This window comes from Pseudarthrobacter sp. NPDC055928, from assembly GCF_042270935.1.
GTDB lineage: Bacteria > Actinomycetota > Actinomycetes > Actinomycetales > Micrococcaceae > Arthrobacter.
Genome location: NZ_JBHJZH010000008.1, coordinates 122625 through 145782, shown reverse-complemented (window position 1 = coordinate 145782; position 23158 = coordinate 122625). Strand labels below are relative to the sequence as shown.

Annotated in this window: 17 protein-coding genes and 1 pseudogene; 11 read left to right on the top strand and 7 right to left on the bottom strand. The window is 65.5% G+C overall.

The genetic code is table 11. The annotated features are described in order from the left end of the window. The first annotated feature begins 89 nt into the window (after nucleotides 1-89). Nucleotides 90-419 (top strand): DUF6457 domain-containing protein, encoded by a 330-nt coding sequence (locus ACFC25_RS12150; protein WP_337350319.1) that lies wholly within the window; start codon nucleotides 90-92, stop codon nucleotides 417-419. An 81-nt stretch (nucleotides 420-500) separates the two neighbouring features. Here the strand turns inward: ACFC25_RS12150 and ACFC25_RS12145 are convergent, their stop codons facing one another. Next, nucleotides 501-2828 (bottom strand): FdhF/YdeP family oxidoreductase, encoded by a 2328-nt coding sequence (locus ACFC25_RS12145; RefSeq protein ID WP_376045399.1) that lies wholly within the window; start codon nucleotides 2826-2828, stop codon nucleotides 501-503. A gap of 230 nt (nucleotides 2829-3058) precedes the next feature. On the opposite strand from ACFC25_RS12145, the gene ACFC25_RS12140 reads away from it, so the two are divergent. The 3 genes from ACFC25_RS12140 to ACFC25_RS12130 all read left to right on the top strand — a co-directional run bounded on the left by ACFC25_RS12140 (nucleotide 3059) and on the right by ACFC25_RS12130 (nucleotide 9787). Next, nucleotides 3059-4762 carry a RecQ family ATP-dependent DNA helicase gene (locus ACFC25_RS12140; protein ID WP_376045396.1) on the top strand — a complete coding sequence of 568 codons (1704 nt, stop codon included), beginning with the start codon at nucleotides 3059-3061 and terminating at the stop codon, nucleotides 4760-4762. A gap of 37 nt (nucleotides 4763-4799) precedes the next feature. Continuing rightward, nucleotides 4800-5999, top strand: coding sequence for a TerC family protein (locus tag ACFC25_RS12135; RefSeq protein ID WP_337346424.1), 1200 nt, complete (start codon nucleotides 4800-4802; stop codon nucleotides 5997-5999). 119 nt (nucleotides 6000-6118) lie between these two features. Then, nucleotides 6119-9787, top strand: coding sequence for a TM0106 family RecB-like putative nuclease (locus tag ACFC25_RS12130; protein WP_376045392.1), 3669 nt, complete (start codon nucleotides 6119-6121; stop codon nucleotides 9785-9787). A gap of 16 nt (nucleotides 9788-9803) precedes the next feature. Here ACFC25_RS12130 and ACFC25_RS12125 read toward each other — a convergent pair whose 3' ends face one another. The 4 genes from ACFC25_RS12125 to ACFC25_RS12110 all read right to left on the bottom strand — a co-directional run bounded on the left by ACFC25_RS12125 (nucleotide 9804) and on the right by ACFC25_RS12110 (nucleotide 13220). Then, nucleotides 9804-10160 carry an acylphosphatase gene (locus ACFC25_RS12125; protein WP_376045390.1) on the bottom strand — a complete coding sequence of 119 codons (357 nt, stop codon included), beginning with the start codon at nucleotides 10158-10160 and terminating at the stop codon, nucleotides 9804-9806. Nucleotides 10161-10164: 4 nt separating this feature from the next. Further along, nucleotides 10165-10710, bottom strand: a complete 546-nt coding sequence (locus ACFC25_RS12120) for a YceI family protein (protein WP_337346421.1) — start codon at nucleotides 10708-10710, stop codon at nucleotides 10165-10167. A gap of 211 nt (nucleotides 10711-10921) precedes the next feature. Continuing rightward, nucleotides 10922-11884 carry a glycosidase gene (locus ACFC25_RS12115; protein ID WP_376045387.1) on the bottom strand — a complete coding sequence of 321 codons (963 nt, stop codon included), beginning with the start codon at nucleotides 11882-11884 and terminating at the stop codon, nucleotides 10922-10924. A 256-nt stretch (nucleotides 11885-12140) separates the two neighbouring features. Continuing rightward, complete coding sequence (locus ACFC25_RS12110) at nucleotides 12141-13220, bottom strand: adenosine deaminase (protein WP_376045384.1); 1080 nt, start codon at nucleotides 13218-13220, stop codon at nucleotides 12141-12143. 48 nt (nucleotides 13221-13268) lie between these two features. Here ACFC25_RS12110 and ACFC25_RS12105 point away from each other — a divergent pair, with 48 nt between their 5' ends. Together ACFC25_RS12105 and ACFC25_RS12100 are read left to right on the top strand one after the other, a co-directional pair. Beyond that, nucleotides 13269-15965, top strand: coding sequence for an ATP-binding cassette domain-containing protein (locus tag ACFC25_RS12105; RefSeq protein ID WP_376045381.1), 2697 nt, complete (start codon nucleotides 13269-13271; stop codon nucleotides 15963-15965). Between the two features lie 191 nt (nucleotides 15966-16156). After that, complete coding sequence (locus ACFC25_RS12100; RefSeq protein ID WP_376045379.1) at nucleotides 16157-16813, top strand: transglycosylase family protein; 657 nt, start codon at nucleotides 16157-16159, stop codon at nucleotides 16811-16813. Between the two features lie 107 nt (nucleotides 16814-16920). Here ACFC25_RS12100 and ACFC25_RS12095 read toward each other — a convergent pair whose 3' ends face one another. Next, the gene (locus ACFC25_RS12095; protein ID WP_376045376.1) at nucleotides 16921-17448 is read right to left on the bottom strand and encodes a hypothetical protein; all 528 of its coding nucleotides are present in this window, start codon (nucleotides 17446-17448) and stop codon (nucleotides 16921-16923) included. Between the two features lie 219 nt (nucleotides 17449-17667). On the opposite strand from ACFC25_RS12095, the gene ACFC25_RS12090 reads away from it, so the two are divergent. From ACFC25_RS12090 to ACFC25_RS12075, 4 genes and pseudogenes are all read left to right on the top strand, one after another. Then, nucleotides 17668-18573: an MSMEG_6728 family protein gene (locus tag ACFC25_RS12090; protein ID WP_376045374.1), complete on the top strand. Its 906-nt coding sequence runs from the start codon at nucleotides 17668-17670 to the stop codon at nucleotides 18571-18573. 4 nt (nucleotides 18574-18577) lie between these two features. Then, a complete protein-coding gene (locus ACFC25_RS12085) occupies nucleotides 18578-19438 on the top strand; it encodes an SDR family oxidoreductase (protein WP_376045371.1) in 861 nt (286 codons plus the stop codon). 94 nt (nucleotides 19439-19532) lie between these two features. Continuing rightward, nucleotides 19533-19928: a DUF1622 domain-containing protein gene (locus tag ACFC25_RS12080; protein WP_337350332.1), complete on the top strand. Its 396-nt coding sequence runs from the start codon at nucleotides 19533-19535 to the stop codon at nucleotides 19926-19928. Between the two features lie 128 nt (nucleotides 19929-20056). After that, nucleotides 20057-21762: pseudogene (locus ACFC25_RS12075) on the top strand (DUF222 domain-containing protein); the annotation flags it as partial. A gap of 175 nt (nucleotides 21763-21937) precedes the next feature. Here the strand turns inward: ACFC25_RS12075 and ACFC25_RS12070 are convergent. Then, nucleotides 21938-22258, bottom strand: a complete 321-nt coding sequence (locus tag ACFC25_RS12070; protein ID WP_376045368.1) for a hypothetical protein — start codon at nucleotides 22256-22258, stop codon at nucleotides 21938-21940. 93 nt (nucleotides 22259-22351) lie between these two features. Between ACFC25_RS12070 and ACFC25_RS12065 the strand changes: the two genes are divergently transcribed. Next, nucleotides 22352-23143 carry a ZIP family metal transporter gene (locus ACFC25_RS12065; protein WP_376045365.1) on the top strand — a complete coding sequence of 264 codons (792 nt, stop codon included), beginning with the start codon at nucleotides 22352-22354 and terminating at the stop codon, nucleotides 23141-23143. The last annotated feature ends 15 nt before the right edge of the window (nucleotides 23144-23158 follow it).

Sequence of the window (23158 nt, the reverse complement as noted above, 5' to 3'; positions counted from 1 at the left end):
GCTTGGCCTTGTAGTGTCGAGGGCATCGCAGTGTCGAGGGCATCGCGCCCAAGCGAACAAGGAACTGACCCACGGATTTAGGAGAGAGCATGGCCGTCAACGACGACGAAGCAGTGGTTCTGGACCAGTGGACCCAGCGGCTGGCCCAGGCGCTGCAGATCCTGGACTTGGACGTGGACCAGGAGCTTCTCCTTGACCTGGCTCGGAAGTCTGCCGGTTCCGTGATCCACGCCGCGGCTCCGGTCACCACGTTCCTGGTGGGCTACGCGGCAGGGCTCGCAGCCGGCAACGGCAGCGCCGGTTCCAAGGAGGCGTCCTCCGCGGCAGTTTCGCAGGCGGCCGACGTCGCGTTCCGGCTGTGCGAGGACGGGCACGACGGCGGCCCGGCAGCCACGGGCTGGGCGGACACCGCGCAATAGCCGCAGCAGGGTTCCCGTCAACTGCCGTGGCCCGCATGAGCCGGTGCTGGCCGGCACCGCTTATGCGGCTACCGGCTCCCGCTATCCCGCCGCCGTGGGTTCCTCAACCAGCACGGGCACCGGCTCCAGCCGGACGATGACCGCCTTGGACACAGGCGTCTGGCTGCCCTCTGCCACACTCTCCAGCGGCACCAGGACATTGGCTTCGGGATAGTAGGCGGCAGCGCAGCCGCGGGCCGTGGGGTACGACACCACCCGGAAGTTTCGCAGCACGCGCTCCACGTTGTCGTGGTAAACGCCGTGGATATCCACATGCTGCCCGTCATTGAGGCCCAACTCGGCCAGGTCCTCGGGGCTGACGAACACCACTTCGCGGCCCTTCCGGATGCCACGGTAGCGGTCGTTGTGGCCGTAGATAGTGGTGTTGAACTGGTCGTGTGAGCGCATGCTCTGCAGGATCAGCGTCCCGGCGGGCCGCTCAACATGCTCAAGTTCGTTGACCGTCAGCACCGCCTTGCCGGTGGGGGTGTTGAACGTCCGCGAGTCCCGGGGCCCGTTGGGCAGCACAAAGCCGCCTTCCTGCCGGATCTTCCGGTTGTAGTCATCGCAGCCCACCACCACATGGGAGATGTGGTCACGGATGAGGTCGTAGTTTCTTTCGAAACCGCCCCAGTCGGCGTGGACCGAATCTCCCACTACGTGCTGGGCAAGCCTGCTGACGATAGCCACCTCGGACAGCAGGCCGGGCGCTACGGGGTCCACCGTTCCGTGTGAGGCGTGCACGGCGCAAACGGTGTCCTCCACCGAAACGAACTGTGGCCCGGATTCCTGGAGGTCGATTTCCGTGCGGCCCAAGGTGGGCAGGATCAGCGCTTCGGCGCCGGTAACGGTGTGTGAGCGGTTGAGCTTGGTGGAAATCTGCACCGAAAGCTCGGTGTTTTCCATCGCCGCAAACGCGGCGTGTGTGTCCGAAATGGCCCCTACGAAGTTGCCGCCGAGCCCCACAAAAACCCGGATGCCGCCGTCGCGCATTTGCCGGATGGTTTCGACGGCGTCCACGCCGTGCTCGCGGGGCGGATCGAAGTTGAATTCCTTGCCCAGCGAGTCCAGGAAGGCCGGCGGCATCTGCTCCCAGATGCCCATGGTCCGGTCGCCTTGGACATTGCTGTGGCCTCGGATGGGCGAGGCGCCGGCGCCCGGCTTGCCGATGTTGCCGCGGAGCAGCAGCAGGTTGATGATCTCCTTGATGGTGGCCACGCCCTTTTTGTGCTGCGTGATGCCCATGGCCCAGGTGATGATCACGTTGTCCGCCCTCAGGTAGCGGTCCGCAAGCTCGTCGATCTCCTCGGTCCGCAGCCCGGTGGCCTCAAGGACCGCGGCTTCATCCAGGTGGGCGAGATGGGTCCGCAGTTCCTCCAGCCCCTCGCAGTGCTCCTGGAGAAACTGATGGTCGAGGATGGTGCCTGGGGCTGCGGCCTCGGCGTCCAGCACCCGCTTCGAAACGGCCTGCAGGAGCGCCATGTCGCCGCCGATCCGGACCTGCATAAACTGGTCCGCCAAATCTGTGCCGCGTCCCACGATGCCCTTGACCGTCTGCGGGTTCTTGTAGCGCATCAGGCCGGCCTCCGGCAGCGGATTCACCGCGACGATGCTGGCCCCGGCCACTTTGGCTTCCTCCAGCGCGGTGAGCATCCGCGGGTGGTTGGTCCCCGGATTCTGGCCCATGATGACAATCAGGTCCGCCTTGGCGAAGTCATCGTAGGAGATGGTGGCTTTGCCGATGCCGATGGTCTGGCCCATCGCCCAGCCTGAGGATTCATGGCACATGTTGGAACAGTCCGGCAGGTTGTTGGTGCCGTAGGCGCGGACGAACAGCTGGTAGAGGAATGCGGCCTCGTTGGAGGTCCTGCCGCTGGTGTAAAACGTGGCCTGGTCCGGGGAAGTGAGGCCCTTGAGCTTGTCCGAGACGATGCTGAACGCCTGTTCCCAGCTGACGGGGCGGTAGTGGTCCTCCCCCGCGGGCTTGTAGACGGGTTCCGTGAGGCGCCCCTGCATCCCCAACCAGTATTCGGAGCGTTCGCGGAGCTCGCTGACGGGGTGCTCCGCCCAGAAATCGGAACCGATCACCACGGGCGTCGCTTCCCAGGTGACGGCCTTGGCGCCGTTCTCGCAGAACTCAAAGGTCTTGCGGTGCCCGGGGTCCGGCCAGGCGCAGCTCATGCAGTCGAAGCCGTCTTTCTGGTTCAGCGCCAGCAGCGTCTTTGCTGCCCGGCCCGCGCCCATGTGCTTCAAGGCCGGCTGCATGGAGTGGTACACGCCGGGAACGCCCGCCGCCCACGCCTTAGGATGCCCGCTGACCTCGATCTCGGACTCGTCGGCCTCTTCCACCTTGGGGTTCTTGCGCGTCACGCTGCACTCTCCTTGTTCCTGCGGAGACCGAAACGCGCCGGCTGCATCAGCGGAACGGTCACTTTCCACAGTTGTTCAGGGGCCCCCGGAAGTCAAGGACGGTGGCCGGTTCAGGGCCGGGCGGCAACCGGCTCAAGTACAAGCACGGACGACGGCGGCGGCCACCTCGCGTAGGCTGGTCACCACGGCTGAAGCAACCGGCCGCAGGACCCACCTTCCGGAGCTGCAACATGTCCGAGAATCCTGCGCTGCGTGCGCTCGCCTCCTCTGTTTTTTCACTGCCCCAACTGCGCGACGGCCAACTCGCGGGTATGGCCGCACTGGCTGACGGCCGTGATGTCCTCGCCGTGATGCCCACCGGATATGGCAAGTCCGCCATTTACCAGGTTGGAGCCGTCCACTTGCACCGCCGGACGGGACGCCCCGCCGTCGTGGTTTCACCCCTGATAGCCCTCCAGGAGGACCAGATAGATGGTCTCGCCGAGGTGCTGGGTCCGGACGCCGCCGTCGCCATCAATTCCGTCCGCTCCGGCGCGGAACTGGAAGATGCCTGGCAAAAAGTGGAGGCAGGCACTGCAATCTTCCTGTTCCTGGCACCGGAGCAGCTGGCAAAAAAGGAAACGGTGGAGCGGCTCGCCGCCCTGCACCCCACTCTGCTGGTGGTGGACGAGGCACATTGTGTCTCCTCCTGGGGCCACGATTTCCGTCCCGATTACCTCACCCTGGGCACGGTCAGGGAGCAGTTGGGCAACCCGCCGGTTGCCGCACTGACAGCCACGGCTTCGCCGCCGGTGCGGGAGGAAGTTGTGGAGCGGCTGGGGATGAAGGATCCGCTGGTCCTGGTCCGCGGCTTTGACCGGCCCAACATCAGCGTGGAGGTGGTCCGGCACCATGAGGCAAAGGAAAAGCGCCGCGCTGTAGTGGAGCAGGTCTGCGCGCTGGCCGAGGGAAACGGCGGCGCCGTCCGGAGGGGGCTGCTGTACGCCGCCAAACGCAAGGACACAGAGAAGTATGCGGCCGAGCTGACTTCGCGCGGACTCCGCGCCGAGGCCTATCATGCCGGCCGCTCCGCCGCGGACCGCGAGCGTATCCTTGGGCTGTTCATGGACGACCGGCTGGACACTGTGGTGGCCACTACCGCGTTCGGGATGGGGATTGATAAGCCCAACGTCCGGTTCGTCATCCACGCCGACATTCCCGAATCGCTCGATGCCTACTACCAGGAGGTGGGGCGTTCCGGGCGGGACGGCGAGCCTGCGGTTGCTGTCCTGCACTACCGGGCCGAGGACCTGGGCCTGCGGAAGTTCTTCGGCACGCACTCCCCGGACCCGGATTCGCTGTTGGCCCTGCTCAAGGTGCTCCGGTCGGCGGACGGCCCTGTTTTTGCGTCGTCCCTGGCAGAACTCACGGACCTGTTGCCCCGGCGCGTGACGGGCCTGCTGAACCTGCTGCACGAGGCCGGGGCGGTGACTTCAGGCAAACGGGGTGTGCGCCTCACCTCGAAAGCCAAGCTGTCCGCGCTGGTGCGGGACGCCGTCGGCCTCGCCGAAGCCCGCCAACGAGTGGACCAGTCCCGGCTCAACATGATGCGCGCCTACGCCGAAACGGACGGCTGCCGCCGGCAATTCCTGCTGGGCTACTTCGGCGAGCACCTTCCGCAGCCGTGCGGCAACTGCGATGCCTGTGCGGAGGCAGTACGGCAGTCCGCCCCGGCTGGGCAGGAGCACCCGGGCGTGGACCACGACGGCGGCCCTACCGGCCAAGAGCAGGCTGTTCCGTTCCCGCTCCAGTCCACAGTCACCCACAAGTCCTGGGGGCCTGGCCTGGTGATGCGCTATGAGGACGATGTGATCACGGTCCTGTTTGAGCGGGAGGGCTACAAGACGCTTTCACGGAAGGCTGTCCTGAAGCGGAAACTGCTGAAGCCTGCTTAGGTAGGCTGGAGGGAGACTCCGACGAAAGGCCCGCCACGTGGAAGTTCCCTCCATTGTCTGGACCCTGACCATCGCAGGAATTGTTGGCCTTCTGGCCTTCGATTTCTTCTTCCATGTCCGAAAGGCCCACACCCCGTCGTTGAAGGAATCGGCCATCTGGTCCTCCATCTACGTGGGAATCGCGCTCCTCTTTGGCCTTGGCGTGCTGATGTTTGGCGGCACCACCATGGGCACCGAATACTTCGCGGGCTATGTCACGGAGAAGGCGCTGTCCGTGGACAACCTCTTTGTGTTCCTCATCATCATGGCCAGCTTCCGGGTGCCCCGGGCGGACCAGCAAAAGGTGCTGTTGTTCGGCATCGTCTTTTCGCTCATTGCCCGCACGGCCTTCATCTTCCTCGGCGCCGCCCTGATCAACAGCTTCGCGTGGGTGTTCTACATCTTCGGACTCATCCTCCTGATCACCGCCGGCAACCTGCTCAGGCCCAATGTCCACGACGAAGAATCCGAAGGCCTGGTGGTCAGGCTCGCCAAGAAGTACCTCCCGGCGTCGGCACATTACGACGGCGACAAACTGTTCACCATGGAGGACGGCAAACGCGTCCTGACACCGATGCTCCTGGTGATGGTGGCCATTGGCGGAACTGACATCCTGTTCGCTCTGGACTCCATCCCCGCAATTTTCGGCCTGACCCAGAATGTGTACATCGTCTTTACTGCCACTGCGTTCTCACTGATGGGCCTGCGCCAGCTGTTCTTCCTCATTGACGGCCTGCTGGACCGCCTGATTTTCCTCTCCTACGGGTTGGCAGCCATCCTGGGCTTCATCGGCGTGAAACTGATCCTGCACGCCTTGCATGAGAACACCCTGCCGTTCGTCAACGACGGCCAGCACGTCAATGTGGTGGAAGTCAGCACGGCAGTTTCCCTCACGGTGATCCTGGGCGTCCTGGTGGTCACCATCCTCGCGTCCATCTTCAGTCCCAAGGGCAAAGCCAAGAACGCGGTGTCCGGCGCCAAGCGGCACGCCACCGAATACCTGGACCTCACCTACGAAACGGACATGGCGGAGCGGGACAAGATCTTCGCCCGCATGGTCCGCGAGGAAGACCAGATCCGCAAGCTTCCCGAGAAGTACAAGCGGCTCATCCGCAACGAGACCGAGTTCCTAACGCTGTTGCGCAACGCCCACACCGAGCACGACAAGGCCCAGGTCCGGGCGGACGCCGAGGGCTGACCGGAGACCCCGCCACCCCCTTCCTTGCCGTCCGGACCAAATTGTCAGTCCCTCTTGCTAGATTCAAATAAAGGCCAGGGGAACCGTCCTCAGGCCAGGCCAGTCAATGGGGAGGCCCCATGTTCCTGCTCGATCCTGCCACCCTTGATCCCGGCGCGGCGCCTGACCTGGTGTTTTCCGCCAGCGACCTCGTGGCCGCCAGCGAGTGTGAGTACCGGACGCTCCGGGTCCTGGACGAGAAACTGGGCCGCTCCCCCAAGGCCGAATTTCCCGACGACGAGATGCAACGCCGCGCCGGCGCCCTGGGCGACAAGCACGAGGCGAAGGTGTTGGCGGGCCTGATCGCGCAGTACGGCCAGTGGGATGCCAGCCGCGGTGCCGGTGTGTATTCGATCGAGCGTGGCGAAAACGCCCGTGCAGACCTCGTAGCCAAGCAGGCGGAAACCGAGCTGGCGCTGCGGGCAGGGGCGGACGTGGTCTTCCAGGCAACTTTCTTCGACGGCGAATTCCTCGGCTACGCGGACTTCATCGTCAACGAGGCCGCCGGCACCGGAAGTCCGGGACGGTACGAGGTCTGGGACACCAAGCTGGCCCGGCACGCCAAGGTGGGCGCCCTCCTGCAACTGGCTGCCTATGGCGACCAGCTGATCGGGATGGGGCTGGACCCCTCCCCCAAGGTCACCCTGGTGCTGGGCGCCGTGGTGGACGGCGACTACGTGCGCAGCGTCCATTCCCTGCCAGACCTGCTGCCGGTCTTCCGCGAGCGCCGCGATCGCTTCCGTTCCCTGACCGCTTCCCACCGCGGAGGCGACGGCCCCGTGGAGTGGCTGCAGCCCGGCATCACCTGTTGCGGGCGGTGCAACTATTGCGCCGAGCAGGTCAAGGCTCACCGGGACCTCTTGATGGTGGGCGGGATGTCCACCCTCCGCCGGAAGAAGCTTCGTGCCGAGGGAATCACCACCATTGATGCCCTGGCGGACCTTCCGCCGGAGCAGGCAACCGGTTCACTGGCGCGGCTCCGCGACCAAGCCAGGATGCAGTTGGGCCGGGACGTTCCGCACGGCTCGCGGACGTTCATCAAGGACGGCGAGGACCACACGGTCACGTTCAAGGTGCTGCCGGAGAACGCACTGGACACTATCCCCGCGCCCAGCCCTGGCGACATCTTCTTTGACTTCGAGGGTGATCCGCTCTGGCAGGACCCGGCCACCAGCCAGTGGGGACTCGAGTACCTGTTCGGCGTGATTGAGTCCCCGGATGCCGCCGCTGATACCGCTGATAAGCCGGTATTCCGTCCGTTCTGGGCGCATTCCCGCTCTGAAGAACGGCAGGCTTTCCTGGACTTCCTGGCCTACGTGGAGGAACGTCGTTCCCGGTACCCGGACATGCATGTCTACCACTACGCCGCGTATGAAAAGTCTGCGCTCCGGAACCTGTCCGTGACCCACCTGGCGGGCGAGGAGATCGTAGACGACTGGCTCCGGGAAGGTGTATTGGTGGACCTCTACGCCACGGCCCGGCACTCCCTCCGGATCTCCGAGCCCTCTTACTCCATCAAGAAACTTGAGCCCCTCTATATGGGCGACAACCTTCGCTCAGGCGACGTGAAGGATGCAGGTGCCTCCGTGGTGGCCTACGCCGCCTACTGCGCGGCGCGGGACGACGGCGATGCCGCCGGCGCCCAGGAAGTCCTGGCCTCAATTTCTGACTACAACGAATACGACTGCCTCTCCACCCTCCGCCTCCGCGATTGGCTGCTGCAGCTGCGGAGTTCGGCTTCCGGGGCCCCATCAGGGGAGCCCGCGGCGGCAGCAACGCTCGACTCCGGGGGGCAGCTGCCGCTGCTGCGGGAGCTTCCGGAGGACGTGCCGGAAGTGGAACCAACGCCCGAGGAGCTCCGGCTCCGGGAGTATCTGGCCGGACTCCCCGATACCAGGCCCTGGACCGACGATGAGCGTGCCATCGCCATGGTGGCCGCCGCCACCGGCTACCACAGGCGTGAACGGAAGCAGTTCTGGTGGGAGCACTTCGACCGCACGGAATCCGAAATCGACCACTGGTCCGAGCACCGCAACGTGTTTGTGGTGGACTCCGCCGAAGTGGTGGCGGACTGGGTCCTTGCCAAGCCCACAGTGCGGATGCGCACCCGTGTCCTGAGGCTCTGCGGAACCATGAGTGAGGGCTCGGACTTCAAACCCGGCAGCACGTGGTGCCGGCTCTACGATTCACCAGTGCCAGACGGACTGGAGGATCCGCAGGGAAACCTGCTGGCGCGTGGCTTTAGCTTCGGCACCCTGGTCACCGCCGTAGCGGACCACCCGGACATTCCGGGCAAAACCCTCATCACCATCGAGGAAAAGGAGACCGGCAAGGTCCCTGCGTACCCGCACTTCCCGGTGGCCCTGACGGAGGATAAGCCCGTCCCCACACTGAACATAGAGGCCGCCTTGGCGGAGCTGGCCCAGTCCGTGGGGGCCTCGGTGCCACGGTTGCCGGAGCATCCGGGTGTGGACATCCTGCGCAAGGCACCGCCGCGGTTCCGCTCGCTCTCCTCCCCCGCCGCCGTCGGGAAGGACAGCTCCGGCGCGGCGGACTATGCCACGGCCATTACCGCCTCGCTGCAGGACCTTGACCGCTCTTACCTCGCCGTCCAGGGTCCTCCGGGAACCGGCAAGACCTACGTCGGCTCCCATGTCATCGCCCGGCTGGTGCAGGAGGGCTGGAAAATCGGCGTTGTCGCCCAGTCCCACGCCGTCGTGGAGAACATGCTCTGCACAGCCATTAAAACCGCCGGGGTCGCCCCTGACCGGGTGGCCAAGAAACTTGCCTCGGATCACGACGTGCCCTGGCACCACACTAAGGAAGCCGACGTCGCCGCCCTGCTTGCTTCGCACGGCGGATGCCTGGTGGGCGGCACCGCGTGGACCATGACCGGCAAGACAGTTCCGGCCGGGTCCCTGGACCTGCTGGTCATTGACGAAGCAGGGCAGTTCTCGCTGGCCAACACCTTGGCTGTGGCACGTTCCGCTCAACGCCTGCTGCTCCTGGGGGACCCGCAACAGCTCCCGCAGGTTACCCAGGGCTCGCATCCGGAACCCGTGGACGAGTCCGCGCTCGGCTGGCTGGCCGCCGGGCACGCCACCCTCCCCACGGAGCTGGGCTATTTCCTGGCGGACAGTTGGCGAATGCACCCCGAACTGTGCCGCGCAGTGTCAGTCCTGAGCTACGACGCCAAGCTCGAATCCGCACCGGCGGCCACACTCCGGAGCCTGGCCGAGGTGGCTCCCGGAGTGGAAACGGTGTTCGTAGATCACAGCGGCAACACCACCTCGTCCGCCGAAGAGGCCGCCGAAGTAGTCAGGCAAGCGCGGCGGCATATCGGGCTGAAGTGGATCGCAGGCGGCGACCAGCCTGCCCGGCCGCTGGCAGCCGAAGACATCCTGGTGGTGGCCGCTTACAACGCCCAGGTCCAGCTGATCCGCCACGCGCTCCAACAGGCGGGCCTGGAAGGGGTCCGGGTGGGAACCGTGGACAAGTTCCAAGGGCAGGAGGCTCCCGTTGTCCTGGTGTCCATGGCCTGCTCCGCTGTTGCCGAAGCCCCCCGCGGCGCCGAATTCCTGTTGAACCGGAACAGGATCAACGTGGCAGTTTCCCGCGGCCAGTGGCGGGCAGTGATTGTCCGCTCCCCCGAACTCACCAACTACATGCCCCGGAAACCAGAGGTGCTGGAGCAACTCGGAGCGTTCATCGGCCTAAGCCCCAGGACCAGCGTCGTCCCCCCGGGCTAAAAGTAAAACGCGCCGGTCAGCGGGCGTTGAAACCCCTGAAGGCACCCTCAGCCGCGGACAGGGTATCTTCAACCCTTTCCACCCTGCCGGGGGTGCTGTCCGACTTCAGCCAGTCGAGCAGCTCCTCCACCTGGGCTGGTGGTCCCTCGGCAATCACCGAGACCGAGCCGTCGTCGAGGTTTTTCACCAACCCCGTCAGGCCCAACTCCTCCGCCTTGCCCATCGTCCAAAAGCGGAATCCGACGCCCTGCACCACGCCGAAGACGCGAGCGGAAAGCCGGATATCGCCGTCGTCCGGCCCTGCCCAGTCCGGTCCTGATGGATCCCGCCCAGCGGAGTGCCTCCCGGAATGCCGCCCTTCGGAAGCTGCCACGGCGTCAGGACTGCTTGACCAGCGCCGCTTCGACGTTGATCCTGACTTTGTCGCTCACCAGGAGACCGCCCGTTTCCAGGACCGCGTTCCACGTCAGGCCGAACTCCTTGCGGCTGATCTCGGCCTCTGCGGAGAAGCCGGCGCGGGTGGCTCCAAAGGGATCAACGGCCACGCCGGTAAATTCAACTTCGAGTTCGATGGGTTTGGTGACGCCGCGGATGGTGAGGTCGCCTGTGAGCGTGTAGTCCTCGCCGTCGCCTTCTGCTGAGGTGGCCCGGAAAGTCATCTCGGGGAAGTTCTCCACGTCGAAAAAATCCGGACCCTTTACGTGGGCGTCCCGATTGGCGTCGCCGGAATCGAAGCTGGCTGTCTTAACGGTGGCGTGGAGCGAGGCGTCGGCCAAGGACTGGCCGATCCTGGCCTCGGCGCTGGCGTCCGTGAAGCGGCCACGGACTTTGCTGATGCCCGCGTGGCGGACCGTAAAGCCGATCTCGCTGTGGGACATGTCCAATGTCCAGACGCCCGGCGTGATTCCTGAGGGAAGAGTCATTTCCGCATCTCCTAGGTGGGTGGAAACCGGTCACAGCGACCAAAACCCACAGTGCGTCACTCCGCAGTTTTTGTCCAGAGAGAGGCAGCCCAACTAGGTAGCAGCAAGTGTCGTTATGAGGGCTCAAAACGACATTTGCTGCTACTTAGTTGGGGCGCCCACGGAGGATCCGCAGGCCGCCCCACTACTGGACAAAAACTCCCCGGCGCAGTCAGTTGATGACGATATCCCTGGTGCGGTGATCGTAACGGATGGTGACAGTGCCCCCGTTGTGGTGCAGTTCGTGGTTGGGGCCATCGAAGGTGCCGAACGCGCCGTAGTTCTCTTCCCAGGAACGGTTCAACGCGATCTTGAAGGTGTAGTAGCCAGCAGGCAGTTCGGCACTGATAACCCACTGCTGGGCGACGAAATCGAACGTCATCTGGGCTTCGTCGTACTGCGGAGCCCAGTCCTCGGGAGCGCCAAGGAGCGTGTTGAAGTCACCCGCCACTGCCACGGCCTCGGGCTGCGGGAAGGTTTCCACATCCGGTCCTTCAAGCGACTCCGACACAGCCGCTTCCGACTTCGTCTTCGTCTTCGTAGCAGCCTTCCGCGTACGGACAGCCTTGACCACCGGCTCCACGGCTTCTTCGATAATCTTGGCGGCCTTGCCGACAGCCTCGGCAGCCTTCTTCGCCGGTGCCTTCTTGGCAGGGGCCTTCTTGGCGGGAGCCTTCTTGGCGACCTCATCGCCGGCTGCGGAGTCCTTGACCACGGCGCTCTTGCGGGTAGTCCTGGCCGCGGCAACCTTGGCGGGGGCGGCAACAGGCGCAACCGGAACCGGGGTGTCGGCAGGGACGGGAGTTCCGGCGTCGAGCGCCGAGGCAAACGAGTCCGCATCAGGGAAGGCAACCGTGGCCCGCATCCCGTCCTCGGTGATGGTCCAACCGGAGCGGCCCTTGACCAGCCAGCCGGCCTTGACCAACTTGGCGGTAGCGGACGTGAGGGTCTTGTGTCCGCGGGGGATCCCGCCGCTGAGAAGCTCGGCCTCGTGCGGGCTGAACGGTACGCGGGCGGTGGCTTCTGCGAGCACGCCTCCTGCGTTCAGAGCATCGCCGGTCCACGTGCCTTCCGTCAGGACATCCAGCACGGACTTGAGTCGAAGGTTGGTGTTTTCTGTAGTGGACTTGGCCATGGTTCCCCTTTGTAAAGCGATCGGTCAATAGGCATCTTGCCAATAGCCTGTTAAATCGCACGACTTGAATTGGTTAACTCTGCGTGTCGTGACCGACTATGACGCGTGTAACACCGGAAGTGAGGCGGGAGTCTCGGGTTTGGGGCTGTTTACTCAACCCCGGGGCGCTGAAATGGCTTCCGCCGGTCCCCGCCCAGACACGCTTTGCGGCACTAGTTTAGCTGCTGGTACCCCCGGTTGCGTTCAGGGCTTTGGGCTACGCCCGGTTCAGTTCGTCCAGCAGCTCCGCTTTGCGCTCCTCCGAGGCAAAGGACGAGTGGATGGAGTTGGCGGCCAGCCGGGAACGGTCAAAGTCGGAAAGCCCTAAGGCAGTTTCGAGCTGGGCGAAGTTGTCGTCCACGTAGCCGCCGAAATACGCCGGATCATCCGAATTCACTGAGACGTTGAGCCCGGCTGCCAGCATGGCGGGCAGCGGGTGGTCCGCCAGCGTATCCACTGCGCGCAACCGGACGTTGGACAGTGGGCAGACTGTCAGCGGAATCCGGTCTGCTACAAGGCGCTCCACCAGGTCGGGATCCTCCATGCACCGGATCCCATGGTCGATCCGCTCCACGCCAAGGATGTCCAGCGCCTCGATGATGTACGACGCCGGTCCCTCCTCGCCCGCGTGGGCGGTCAGCCGCAGGCCCGCTTCCCGGGCTTTGGCGAAGAGGCGTTCAAATTTCGACGGCGGATTGCCCACCTCGGCCGAGTCCAGGCCGATCGCGCCGATCGGGGCGTTCATGGCCAACAATCCATCCAGGACTTCCAGTGCGGATTCCTCGGAGAGGTCGCGAAGGAACGCGGCGATCAGCATGGTGGAGATGCCGAAGTCCTTCACCGAGGTCGCCAAGGCGGAGGCCACTCCGTTGACACAGGTTTCCAGGCTGATGCCGCGGGACAGGTGGGCCTGCGGGTCCATCATGATCTCGGCGTGCCGGACACCGGCGGCCGCAGCCCGGGCCAGGTAGTCGCGGGTCATATCGGCGAAGTCCTGTTCCGTCTGCAGCACCGCCATGTTGGCGTAGTACAGGTCCAGGAAAGACTGAAGGTCGGTGAACTCGTACAGTCCACGAAGCTCGTCAAGCCCCGAATATGGGAGGGAGATGCCGTTGCGCTCCGCCAACTCAAAGATCAGCTCCGGCTGCAGGGTTCCCTCGATGTGCAGGTGCAGTTCCGCGACAGGCAGGATCCTCACAACCGCTTCGGCCCCGGCCAGCTCCGTGTCTGGAAGGTCCGACGCCGGAACTTCCGGTTCGGCGAAAGGAGTGGCGGCTGTGTCCCGGTAATTGTCCATCGGGTCAGGATATCGCCCACCGGCCGGTTCGCGGCTAGAGTCGGATCAATGCGGAACCCTCAGCAGGCTGACGATATTTCCCTTCCCACTCCTGACCATCTTTCGGACGGCTTTGTCCGGGTCCGGGGCGCGCGCGAGAACAACCTGCAGAACGTGGACGTGGATGTGCCGCGGGACTCCATCGTGGCGTTCACGGGGGTCTCCGGTTCGGGTAAGTCGTCACTGGCTTTTGGCACCATCTATGCCGAAGCCCAGCGGCGCTACTTCGAATCAGTGGCACCGTACGCACGCCGCCTTATCCAGCAGGGCCACAATCCCAAGGTGGAGATGATCTCCGGGCTGCCGCCCGCCGTCGCGCTTCAACAGCGGCGCGGCGCGCCCAGCAGCCGCTCCACGGTGGGCACGGTGACCACGCTCTCCAACTCGCTCCGTATGCTCTTTTCACGGGCCGGGACCTACCCGGCGGGCGCCGAGCCATTGGACTCCGACGCCTTTTCGCCGAACACCGCCGCCGGAGCTTGCCCCGAATGCCACGGACTGGGCGTCGCCCATACGGTGACCGAGAAATCCCTGGTCCCGGACTCCACCTTGACCATCCGGGAAGGTGCCATCGCGGCTTGGCCGGGAGCGTGGCAGGGAAAAAACCTCCGCGATATCCTCAGCCATCTCGGCTACGACGTGGACGTGCCCTGGCGGAAGATGCCCAGGAAGCAACGCGACTGGATCCTGTTCACCGATGAACAGCCCGTCGTGGAAGTCACCCCCGAGCGGGACCGGGTGGCCAAGCCCTACAAGGGGCGCTTCTGGAGCGCCAAAAGCTACGTCCTGCACACCTTGGCGGACTCCCAGAGCACCACCATGCGCGAGCGCGTCCTGGCGTTTATGGAGTCCGGGCCGTGTCCGCGCTGCGGCGGCACCGGGCTCCGGACTGAAGCCCTCGCCGTAACCTTCGCGGGCCGGAACATCGCAGAGTTCAACGCAACGCCGATGGCCGAGTTGGCCGAGATCCTCCGTCCGACCGCCGTTTTGAAGGACGCCGGAACTGCCTCCCGCCGGCAATCCTCCGGCGAGGAAAACGAGGTGGCAGTAGCCATCACCGCAGACCTCCTGCAGCGCATCACCGTGCTGCTGGAGCTGGGCCTGGGATACCTGGCCCTGGGCCGCGGCACTCCCACCCTCTCACCCGGCGAGATGCAGCGGCTGAGGATCGCTACGCAGCTGCGGTCCGGACTGTTCGGCGTGATCTATGTGCTGGACGAGCCGTCGGCCGGCCTCCATCCGGCAGACGCGGAGCCGCTCCTGGCGGTATTGGACCAGCTCAAGGCGTCCGGGAACTCGGTTTTCGTGGTGGAGCACAACATGGACGTGGTCCGCCGGGCAGACTGGCTCGTGGACGTTGGACCCCGCGCGGGGGAAGGCGGCGGCGAGGTGCTTTACAGCGGTCCGGTTGCCGGGCTCGCGGCCATCGAAGAATCGGTTACCCGGCCGTTCCTGTTCGACGGCGGCGGGGCCCACAGCGGGTCCGGCGGCGGCGCGCCACGGACGGGCGGGGGCCACAGCGGGCCCGGCGGCGGTTCGCCCGAGGGCGGGGCCCACAGCGGTTCTGGTGGCGCGTCCACCGGCGGCGCGCCACGGACGGGCGGTGGCCGGAAGCCCGATGGCTGGCTGGAGCTGGCCGGCATCAGTCGGCACAACCTCAAGGATCTCGATGCGCGGTTCCCGTTGGGCGTCTTGACGGCAGTCACTGGAGTATCCGGTTCAGGCAAGTCCACCTTGGTGAGCCACGTCCTCGGGGAGGTGGTGGGATCCGGACTGAGGACCCATCAGGCGGGACAACCGGCAAAAGCTACGCAGACGGAAGGCCCGGACGAGGAGGGACCTGCTACGCCGTTGTCGGTGGGCCTTGTCAGCGGCACCGACCGGATCGACAGGCTGGTCACTGTGGACCAGAAGCCCATCGGGCGCACACCCCGCTCCAACCTCGCCACGTATACCGGACTGTTCGACGCCGTGCGCAAGGAGTTCGCCGCCACGGGGCAGGCCCGGGCTCGCGGTTTCGGCGCCGGGAGGTTCTCCTTCAATGTGGCCGGCGGCCGCTGCGAAACCTGCCAGGGCGAGGGCTTTGTTGCAGTGGAACTGCTCTTCCTCCCGGGCAGCTACGGCCCGTGCCCGGAGTGCGGAGGTTCCCGCTACAACCCGGAAACCCTGGAGGTGACGTACCGGGGGAAGAACGTGGCCGAGGTGCTCCGCCTGACGGTGGACGCTGCCGCAGCGTTCCTGGCCGATGTTCCCGCCGCGGCCCGCAGCTTGAAGAGCCTTAGGGACGTCGGCCTGGGCTACCTCCGCCTGGGCCAGCCGGCCACTGAACTCTCCGGCGGCGAGGCCCAGCGCATCAAGCTGGCCACCGAGCTCCAGCGCGCAAAGAAGGGCCACACCCTCTACCTTCTGGACGAGCCCACTACCGGGCTCCACCCCGCCGATGTCCAACTGCTCATGGCCCAACTCCACGGGCTGGTGGACAGCGGCAACACCGTGGTGGTAGTGGAACACGAGATGGCCGTCGTAGCTGGGGCGGACTGGGTCATCGACCTGGGCCCATCCGGCGGGGACGCCGGCGGCAGGATCGTCGCCGCCGGAACCGTTGCCGACGTCGCGCGTTCCCCGCACAGCCGTACTGCCGCTTACCTGGCCGCGGCACTTCCCCAACCGACCACCAGCCAACTCCCAGAAAGCATCTCGGTTTGATAACGGCACCGTGATGTCCTAGCGTGAAAGACATGCCCGCTAAGCGGGCGACAGGAATGCCCGGTGCTGCCTCCACCAGAACTGCCCGGCCGGCAGACACCGAAAATGACCTCTATTCGTCAGGGGCGGGCAGTGGCGCAACGACCTCCGGGGACGGATCGAGCGCAGGTGGCCTTCAGGAGCATCACCACATGAAAAACACCACCTTCCGTACTGCCGCACGCCGTGGAGTCACCCTTGCCGCCGTCTCAGCAGCAGGGCTTGCACTCTCCGCAACAGCCGCTAACGCGGCCACCAGCACATCAACATGGGACGCCCTGGCGCAGTGTGAGAGCGGCGGCAACTGGTCCACCAACACCGGCAACGGCTACACAGGCGGCCTGCAGTTCAGCGCCAGCACGTGGGCAGCCTACGGCGGCACAGGCTCGGCTGCAGACGCCAGCCGTGAGCAGCAGATCGCCGTGGCCGAACAAGTGCAAGCATCCCAGGGCTGGGGTGCGTGGCCGTCCTGCGCCTCCCAGCTTGGCCTGAGCGGTGGAGGCGGCGCCACTGCTCCCCAGAGCGTGCCGGTCCAGAGCGTGCCGGTCGAGACGGCACCGCCCCAAAACGTCCCCGTTCAGACCGCGCCACTGGCAGCGCCGACTGACGCGGTGCAGGCAGCCCAGCACGTCGCGCCCGTGGCGTTGAGCGGCGAAACCTACACACTAGAGGCGGGCGATACCCTCAGCACCGCAGCCGAAAAGCTGGGCATCGATGGCGGTTGGCAGAGCCTGGCCGACGCCAACACGGACACCGTCGCTGATCCTGACCTCGTGTTTGAGGGCCAGGTCCTGCAGCTTCCAGCCTAGGCTGGAAGCTGCAGGACCCCGGCCGGGAATAACGACGCCGGAGCTCCCCCCAGCGGGGAACTCCGGCGTCGTTGTTGCGTCTTGAGCTTGTGGACCGGCTGCTGCGGTTACGCTGCGGCCGGGATTTCGCGGATGATGCGCACTTTCCAGGCGGCGTCATCGCTGGTATCCAGGAGGGCCACCGTGCCATGGGCCACGTTCAGTGCCACACGCTTGGCTGCGAGCAGTTCGAGGTAAAGGTGCTCGTTCATGCGGCTGGGCGTGTCGATCATGTACTTCACAGCGTCACGGACTTTGCGGTAATTCGCGCTCCGTTCGCGGTGCAGGTGCAGTTCGAGGCTCTGGCGCTGGCGGACTTTGGGTTCGTGCTTGTTGAGCCAGGACACAGCCGCATGGACGCCGATGACGAGGGCCAGGGAGACGCCGTAGATCCACCAGCCGCTGGTCAGGAGGAACAGCGGCAGGTTTCCGATGGCCACAATCGCGATGATGACGCGAAGGGCGGCGATCTTACGGAGGGTCAGGGCCACGGACGCCAGGGCGGCGCGGAAGCCGTGCTGGTCCTTGCGTGCCGTGGCTGGGTCGATTATGAACTCATCAAGGACCAGGATGCCGTTGGCCTCCGGACTCAGCATCTGCCCGAACTTAGGCGTGAAAGGCTGTGCAGTTCCGGGGGTTATTTCAGGTGTAGTTGTCATGTAAAGGCTTCCGGGACGCTGGGGTGTTTCGGTGATCTTAGTGGTAAGGCCTACCCGCTGTATGCATCGGTCCACTATGTGAACATTCTCCGGCTTTCCCCTGTGGCGGCCGGCACTGCAATTGGCACTTGGGCCGCATGCCGTCAGACTGAAGGGATGCAAACCTTCCTTCCGTACCCCGATTTCCGGCAGAGCGCCGCAGCACTGGACACTGCCAGGCTCGGCAAGCAGCGCGTCGAAGCGCTGCAGACCCTTCGGGCGCTGGTCATCCCCGAGTACGGCTGGCAGACTCACCCGGCCGTCCGGATGTGGATGGGCTACGTTCCAGCACTGACCATGTACGGCTTGGCCATGGTTGACGAGTGGACTGAACGTGGCCACCCTGACAACACCCGCGCCAACATCACCGAGTTCGCTCCGCAGGCAGCCCACCCCGACTACGCCGCCAAAATCCCCATGCCGCCATGGCTGGGAAATTCGGATTTCCACCTGAGCCACCGGTCAAAGCTCCTCCGCAAGGAACCTAAGTTCTACAAGTCCGTGTTCCCTGACGCCATACCGGACATTGACTACATCTGGCCTGAGCCCAAGCATGAGTTCCTGCCCGAGGACCCCGAAGGCGACATCCTGTGGATCCTGCGCTCACCGCATGCAGAATTCAGCCCGGAGACACTAAACACCGTGGCCCTGCCGCCGGTCCGCCGCGCCATTGCTGCCGCCGAGCAGGACGATTACTCCCCCGTTTATGCGGACGACGGGTCGCGCCGTCCCTCCAAGCAGCCCCGGAAGCTTCCCCCCAAGGCGAAGATCAAGAAGCCCACGAGGAAGCGCCAGGCCCAGGAGGAAGCGTTTGCCACCCTCCCTGGCAAAACCGCTGTGGCGGTCTCGTTCGAGGACGGCGCCAAGTTCGCTGTAGGCCAGGTCCTGGGCCGGCCCATCACGCTCGACGACGGCCGCTTTGGCCGGAACTTCAGCGTCACCGAGGTGATCGACCGCTCCGCCTTCGACTACCCGGCACTCCTGCAGGACCCCCGGGTCTTCTTCCCGGTCCCCGCTCCCTGACCGCATGACCATCCTCCTGGCCGGCTGCGGCGATCTGGGCACGGAAGCGGGCCTGCGCTTCGCTGCGGCAGGACACCGCGTAGTGGGTTGGCGACGCTCGCCGGAAAAACTTCCCGCAGAAATCGAAGGCGTCGCAGCTGACCTGTCCACCGCGGCCCTTCCCGCTATCCCGGCCGGAATTGCCGCCGTCGTGATTGCAGTGGCAGCCGATTCACCCACGGAAGCGGCCTACCGGGCAGCGTACGTGGACGGGCTTTCCCACGTTTTGGACGCCTTGGACCGCGACGGCGTGACACCACGCCGCGTCCTCTTTGTTTCCTCCACTGCCGTCTATGGGGACGCGGGCGGTGGCTGGGTTGATGAAAGTACGACGCCGGCACCTGGTGGTTTCTCCGGGCGCATCATCCGCGAGGCTGAGGAACTCCTGCTTTCGCGGTTGCGCGGCACCGGATGCGCACCGGTGGTCCTGCGGCTCGGTGGAATCTACGGGCCCGGGCGGACCCGGCTTATCGACCAGGTCCGTAACGGAGCGGCGGTCGCTCCAGACGAGCCGCGGTACACGAACAGGATCCATCGGGACGACGCAGCGGCGGCCATCGTCCATCTATGCACCATGGAGTCCATGCCTGCTCCGGTATATGTTGGCGTGGACAATGAGCCGGCCGACCTCGGCGACGTGCTGGGCTTCCTGGCCTCCGAGATGGGCTATGCCGAACCGCCGATCGGCCCTGCTGGCGAGGCCCGCGGTGGCAACAAGCGGTGCAGCAATGCGTTGCTCCGGAGCACCGGATTCGAGTTCGCCTACCCGTCATTCCGCGAGGGCTACCGCGACATCCTTGCCGGTAGAGGCGCCCGTCACCCCTAGCTTCCTATGGGCGAACGTACACTTGGGGCCGGACCGCCGTAAGCCGCACCGCGGCGTACTGAGCTGTGAGAACCCGTCGTAACCGAGGAGCATCGTGGACTTCCAGCACATCATCGAAGCCGTGGGCAGATACATGGACTTCGCCGGAGTGGCCGTTATGGTCATCGGCGCTGTTGTATCGATTCCCATGGCCTTGCGCGGCTACCAGCCTCGAAAGCGCCCTGCTGGATCCGAAAAGTTGACCGTGTACCGTTCTTACCGGCAGCTGTTGGGGAGGTCCATCCTGCTGGGCCTGGAACTTCTGGTGGCCGCCGATATCATTCGCACGGTAGCCGTGACACCCACATATGAAAGCGTGGGCGTGCTCGCGATCATCGTCCTGATCCGAACCTTCCTGAGCTTCTCGCTGGAACTGGAGATCACCGGACGCTGGCCATGGCAGAAGGAACCTTCCGAGACGCCCTCCGAGCGGGCCCGCGCGGACACCTAAGCACGCGGACACCAGCTTGCCCCCCCTGACTGGCCCAATCACCTAAGGCGGTCCTGGTGGTCCTGAGGTTATCCACATAGGCGATGTGCTGGGCTGTTTTTGTTGGCGCCTCGCTGGATGATGGGGGTATGGGGATCCCGGGTGTTGAGGAGGCGGTGGAGGCCTTTGAGGCTGCTGCTGCGGAGTTTGCTGCCTGTATGCGCCGGGGGCTGGGCGGCCGCGGTTCCGGGATGGGTTCCGGGATGGGTTCCGGGGGTGGTGATCCTTTGCGGGGGCAGGCCGATGCTTGCTTGGACGGGCTGGGCGGTTCGGTCCGGGTGGACGCGATGGTGGCGGCGTTCAGGGTGCGCCTGGCCGCCGCGTATGCGGGGAAGGCTGCGGCCCTGGACGGCCCGGTCAGGAGCCCGGGGGAACACACGGCCCAGGAGATGGGTGTGGTGTCCGAGGTCGCGTGTGCGCTGACGGTGAGTGAACGCTCGGCCTCGTCCCTGTTGGCGCAGGCCCATGAACTGACCACTGCCTTGCCGCTGACGCTGGCTGCGCTGCAGTCCGGGGATCTGTCGTGGCAGCACGCGAAGGTCATGGTCGATGAAACCACCGGCCTGGATGCGGCCGGCGCGGCGGCGTTGGAGGCCCGTTTCCTGGGCCCGGACGTTCCGGACCGGGCCCGGGAGTGCCCGGCCGGTGAGCTCGTCCCGTCCCGGTTCCGGCACAAGGCCCGGACCTGGCGCGAACGCCACCACCCGGTCAGTATCGAAAAGCGCCATGCCAGGAGCGTGTTGGACCGGCGGCTGGAGTACGTCCCGGACCGGGACGGCATGGCCTGGCTTTCGGCTTACCTGCCCGCGGACCGGGCAGCCGGGATCTGGAACGGCATCACCGCCACCGCCCGCACCCTCCAAGGCCCGGCCGAGACCCGCACCATGACCCAGCTCCGCGCCGACATCGCCGCCCAACTGCTCCTCAGCGCAGGCTTCACCGGCACCACGGCCAGCCTGGCCGAGGGCAGAACAGACACAGCAGCCGGCAGCGCCCGTACCAATGATGTCGGGGCGGGCAAAAGCGGCTACACCACCACGGCAGGCAGCACCGCGGACCGCCGGACCGCGACGTCTCGGCAGGCTGCCCCGCGGGCCCCGACCTTACCGCTGGTACTTCCCCCGACCGCCATGGCGACGCTGGAAGGGTCCTGGCCACCGGGACCGCGGCGGGCATCGACGTCCTAGCGGGCCGTGTCGAAACCAACGGGACCGCGGCGGGCAACGAAGCCGTGGCGGGCAGCAACGTCCTGCCGGGCAACGACTTCATGACGGGCCGGGTCCCGTCTCCGGCGGCTCAGGTCCTCGTGACCGTGCCGGTGTTCGCGCTGATGGGCCTCACCGACGAACCAGCCACCCTCGACGGGTACGGGCCGATCCCGGCATCGATGGCCCGCAACCTGGTCGCCGACGGCGCCGGCTCGTTCCACCGCGTCCTGACCGACCCCCGCAACGGGGCACCACTGGAGATCGGCCGCCAAAGCTACCGGATCCCCGCCGCGATGCGCCAATGGCTGAGGATGCGCGACGGCAAATGCCCCTTCCCCGGCTGCAACAACCACTCCCTGGACAACGAAGCAGACCACCTCCTGGCCTGGGCCGACGGCGGCACCACCGGCATCAGCAACCTCGGACAGCCCTGCCCCAAACACCACCGCCTGAAACACACCACCGCCTGGACACCCACCGCAGCAAGCATCGACAAACCACCCGGCTGGACCTCACCCACCGGACGCCACTACCAAAGCGAACACCAAGACTGGGAACCACCCCAATGGCCACCCCAGATCCTTGCCCAGTTTCCGGACCAAGGACACAGCCCCACCGTTGCGAAGGACCAGCCGTTCGGCCAGCAACTTGAGCCTGCCTTTGGCCCTGCCGCGCCCTAAGCCGACCTGCACACTTTCACGGATTGGGCGTTCTCGACTCTCCCTGAGCCTCGACCAAAGGGAGCCAACCGCCTCAGTCTGGCTAGGCGTCCTGCCAGCCGCGCCCCTCTTTGAAGGTGGCCACCCGGGTTCCGACGCCAGCCCGGAGCGAGTTCGACGGATCCTCATACAGCGTGGCTTCGGTGGCGCGGCTATGCGTGATGAGCTGCTCGGCCTCGAGCTTGGCTTCTGCGACAGTCGCTCCGATGATGCCCGTCCGAGCCGGAAGGTCGGGGGTATGAACGATGTCCGCATCTGTCCGCACCAAAGGGACGGTAGTGCCGGGACTGATTTCATCGTGGGGAAAGGCGAATCCTTCCTCGTCGGAAGCGGCTGGGACCGTGTACTCCAAGAAGTAAGTCATGGTTCCACCCTTGCAGATACGTCTCGGCGCCGAAAGTTCCTGCTGAGAAACTCACAGGTTCCCGTGCCCGCCCGCCACTCCTATACTGACGGGATGACGATGTCGCTGTTGTTCGGCGTCATAGCATCCAGTGCACTGGTTCTGGGTGCCTTCATCGGTGTTCGGTTCGAGCTGCCCAAACGGCTCCTGGCCATCCTTCTGGCCTTCGCAGCGGGCTCTTTGATTACCGCCCTGACGTTTGAACTCTTCGAGGACGCCTATGAGCGCGGTGGCATCATCCGGGCCGCACTTGGCTTGCTGGGCGGTGCCATCGTCTTCACAATCCTCAGTGCACTGCTGGACCGCTGGGCCCAGCCCGGCGACCAGGCGATACCTGCCGATGAATTCCACGGCAGCGCCAAGCTGGACACAGATGCTGCCGCGGAGGACAAGCCAGCCGCCAAGGTTTCCACCCGCGGCGCGGCCGGGATGGCTCTCTTAGCAGCCGTCACCCTGGATGGCGTGCCGGAAAACGTCGCCCTCGGTGTTTCCTTGGGAGAAGGTACCGGAGGACTGGCCCTGCTCGCCGCCATCTTCGTCTCCAACCTGCCCGAGGCCCTGGTGGGTGCGGCCTCGATGCGCAGCCAAGGCCGTTCTTCGTTGAGCGTCATTGGACTGTGGCTTGCCTGCGCAATCCTCCTGGTAGTCGCCGTGGTGATCGGAGCCGGCCCGCTGTCCGGTACCGACCCCGAAGCAATCTCCCTACCCCTGGCGTTCGCAGCCGGCGCGGTCATTGCTTCACTCGCCGACACACTCATGCCTGAGGCTTACGAACACGGCGGGCCCGCCGTGGCCATCAGCACTGCGGCGGGTTTCGTCCTCGCGTTTGTACTGTCGCTCGCCTGAACCGCTCGCCTGAAC

Coding starts and splice junctions, on each gene's coding strand:
- ACFC25_RS12150 (WP_337350319.1), top strand. CDS start 90: ATGGCCGTCAACGACGACGAAGCAGTGGTTCTGGACCAGTGGACCCAG.
- ACFC25_RS12140 (WP_376045396.1), top strand. CDS start 3,059: ATGTCCGAGAATCCTGCGCTGCGTGCGCTCGCCTCCTCTGTTTTTTCA.
- ACFC25_RS12130 (WP_376045392.1), top strand. CDS start 6,119: ATGTTCCTGCTCGATCCTGCCACCCTTGATCCCGGCGCGGCGCCTGAC.
- ACFC25_RS12120 (WP_337346421.1), bottom strand. CDS start 10,710: ATGACTCTTCCCTCAGGAATCACGCCGGGCGTCTGGACATTGGACATG.
- ACFC25_RS12115 (WP_376045387.1), bottom strand. CDS start 11,884: ATGGCCAAGTCCACTACAGAAAACACCAACCTTCGACTCAAGTCCGTG.
- ACFC25_RS12110 (WP_376045384.1), bottom strand. CDS start 13,220: ATGGACAATTACCGGGACACAGCCGCCACTCCTTTCGCCGAACCGGAA.
- ACFC25_RS12105 (WP_376045381.1), top strand. CDS start 13,269: ATGCGGAACCCTCAGCAGGCTGACGATATTTCCCTTCCCACTCCTGAC.
- ACFC25_RS12100 (WP_376045379.1), top strand. CDS start 16,157: ATGAAAAACACCACCTTCCGTACTGCCGCACGCCGTGGAGTCACCCTT.
- ACFC25_RS12095 (WP_376045376.1), bottom strand. CDS start 17,448: ATGCTGAGTCCGGAGGCCAACGGCATCCTGGTCCTTGATGAGTTCATA.
- ACFC25_RS12090 (WP_376045374.1), top strand. CDS start 17,668: ATGCAAACCTTCCTTCCGTACCCCGATTTCCGGCAGAGCGCCGCAGCA.
- ACFC25_RS12085 (WP_376045371.1), top strand. CDS start 18,578: ATGACCATCCTCCTGGCCGGCTGCGGCGATCTGGGCACGGAAGCGGGC.
- ACFC25_RS12070 (WP_376045368.1), bottom strand. CDS start 22,258: ATGACTTACTTCTTGGAGTACACGGTCCCAGCCGCTTCCGACGAGGAA.
- ACFC25_RS12065 (WP_376045365.1), top strand. CDS start 22,352: ATGACGATGTCGCTGTTGTTCGGCGTCATAGCATCCAGTGCACTGGTT.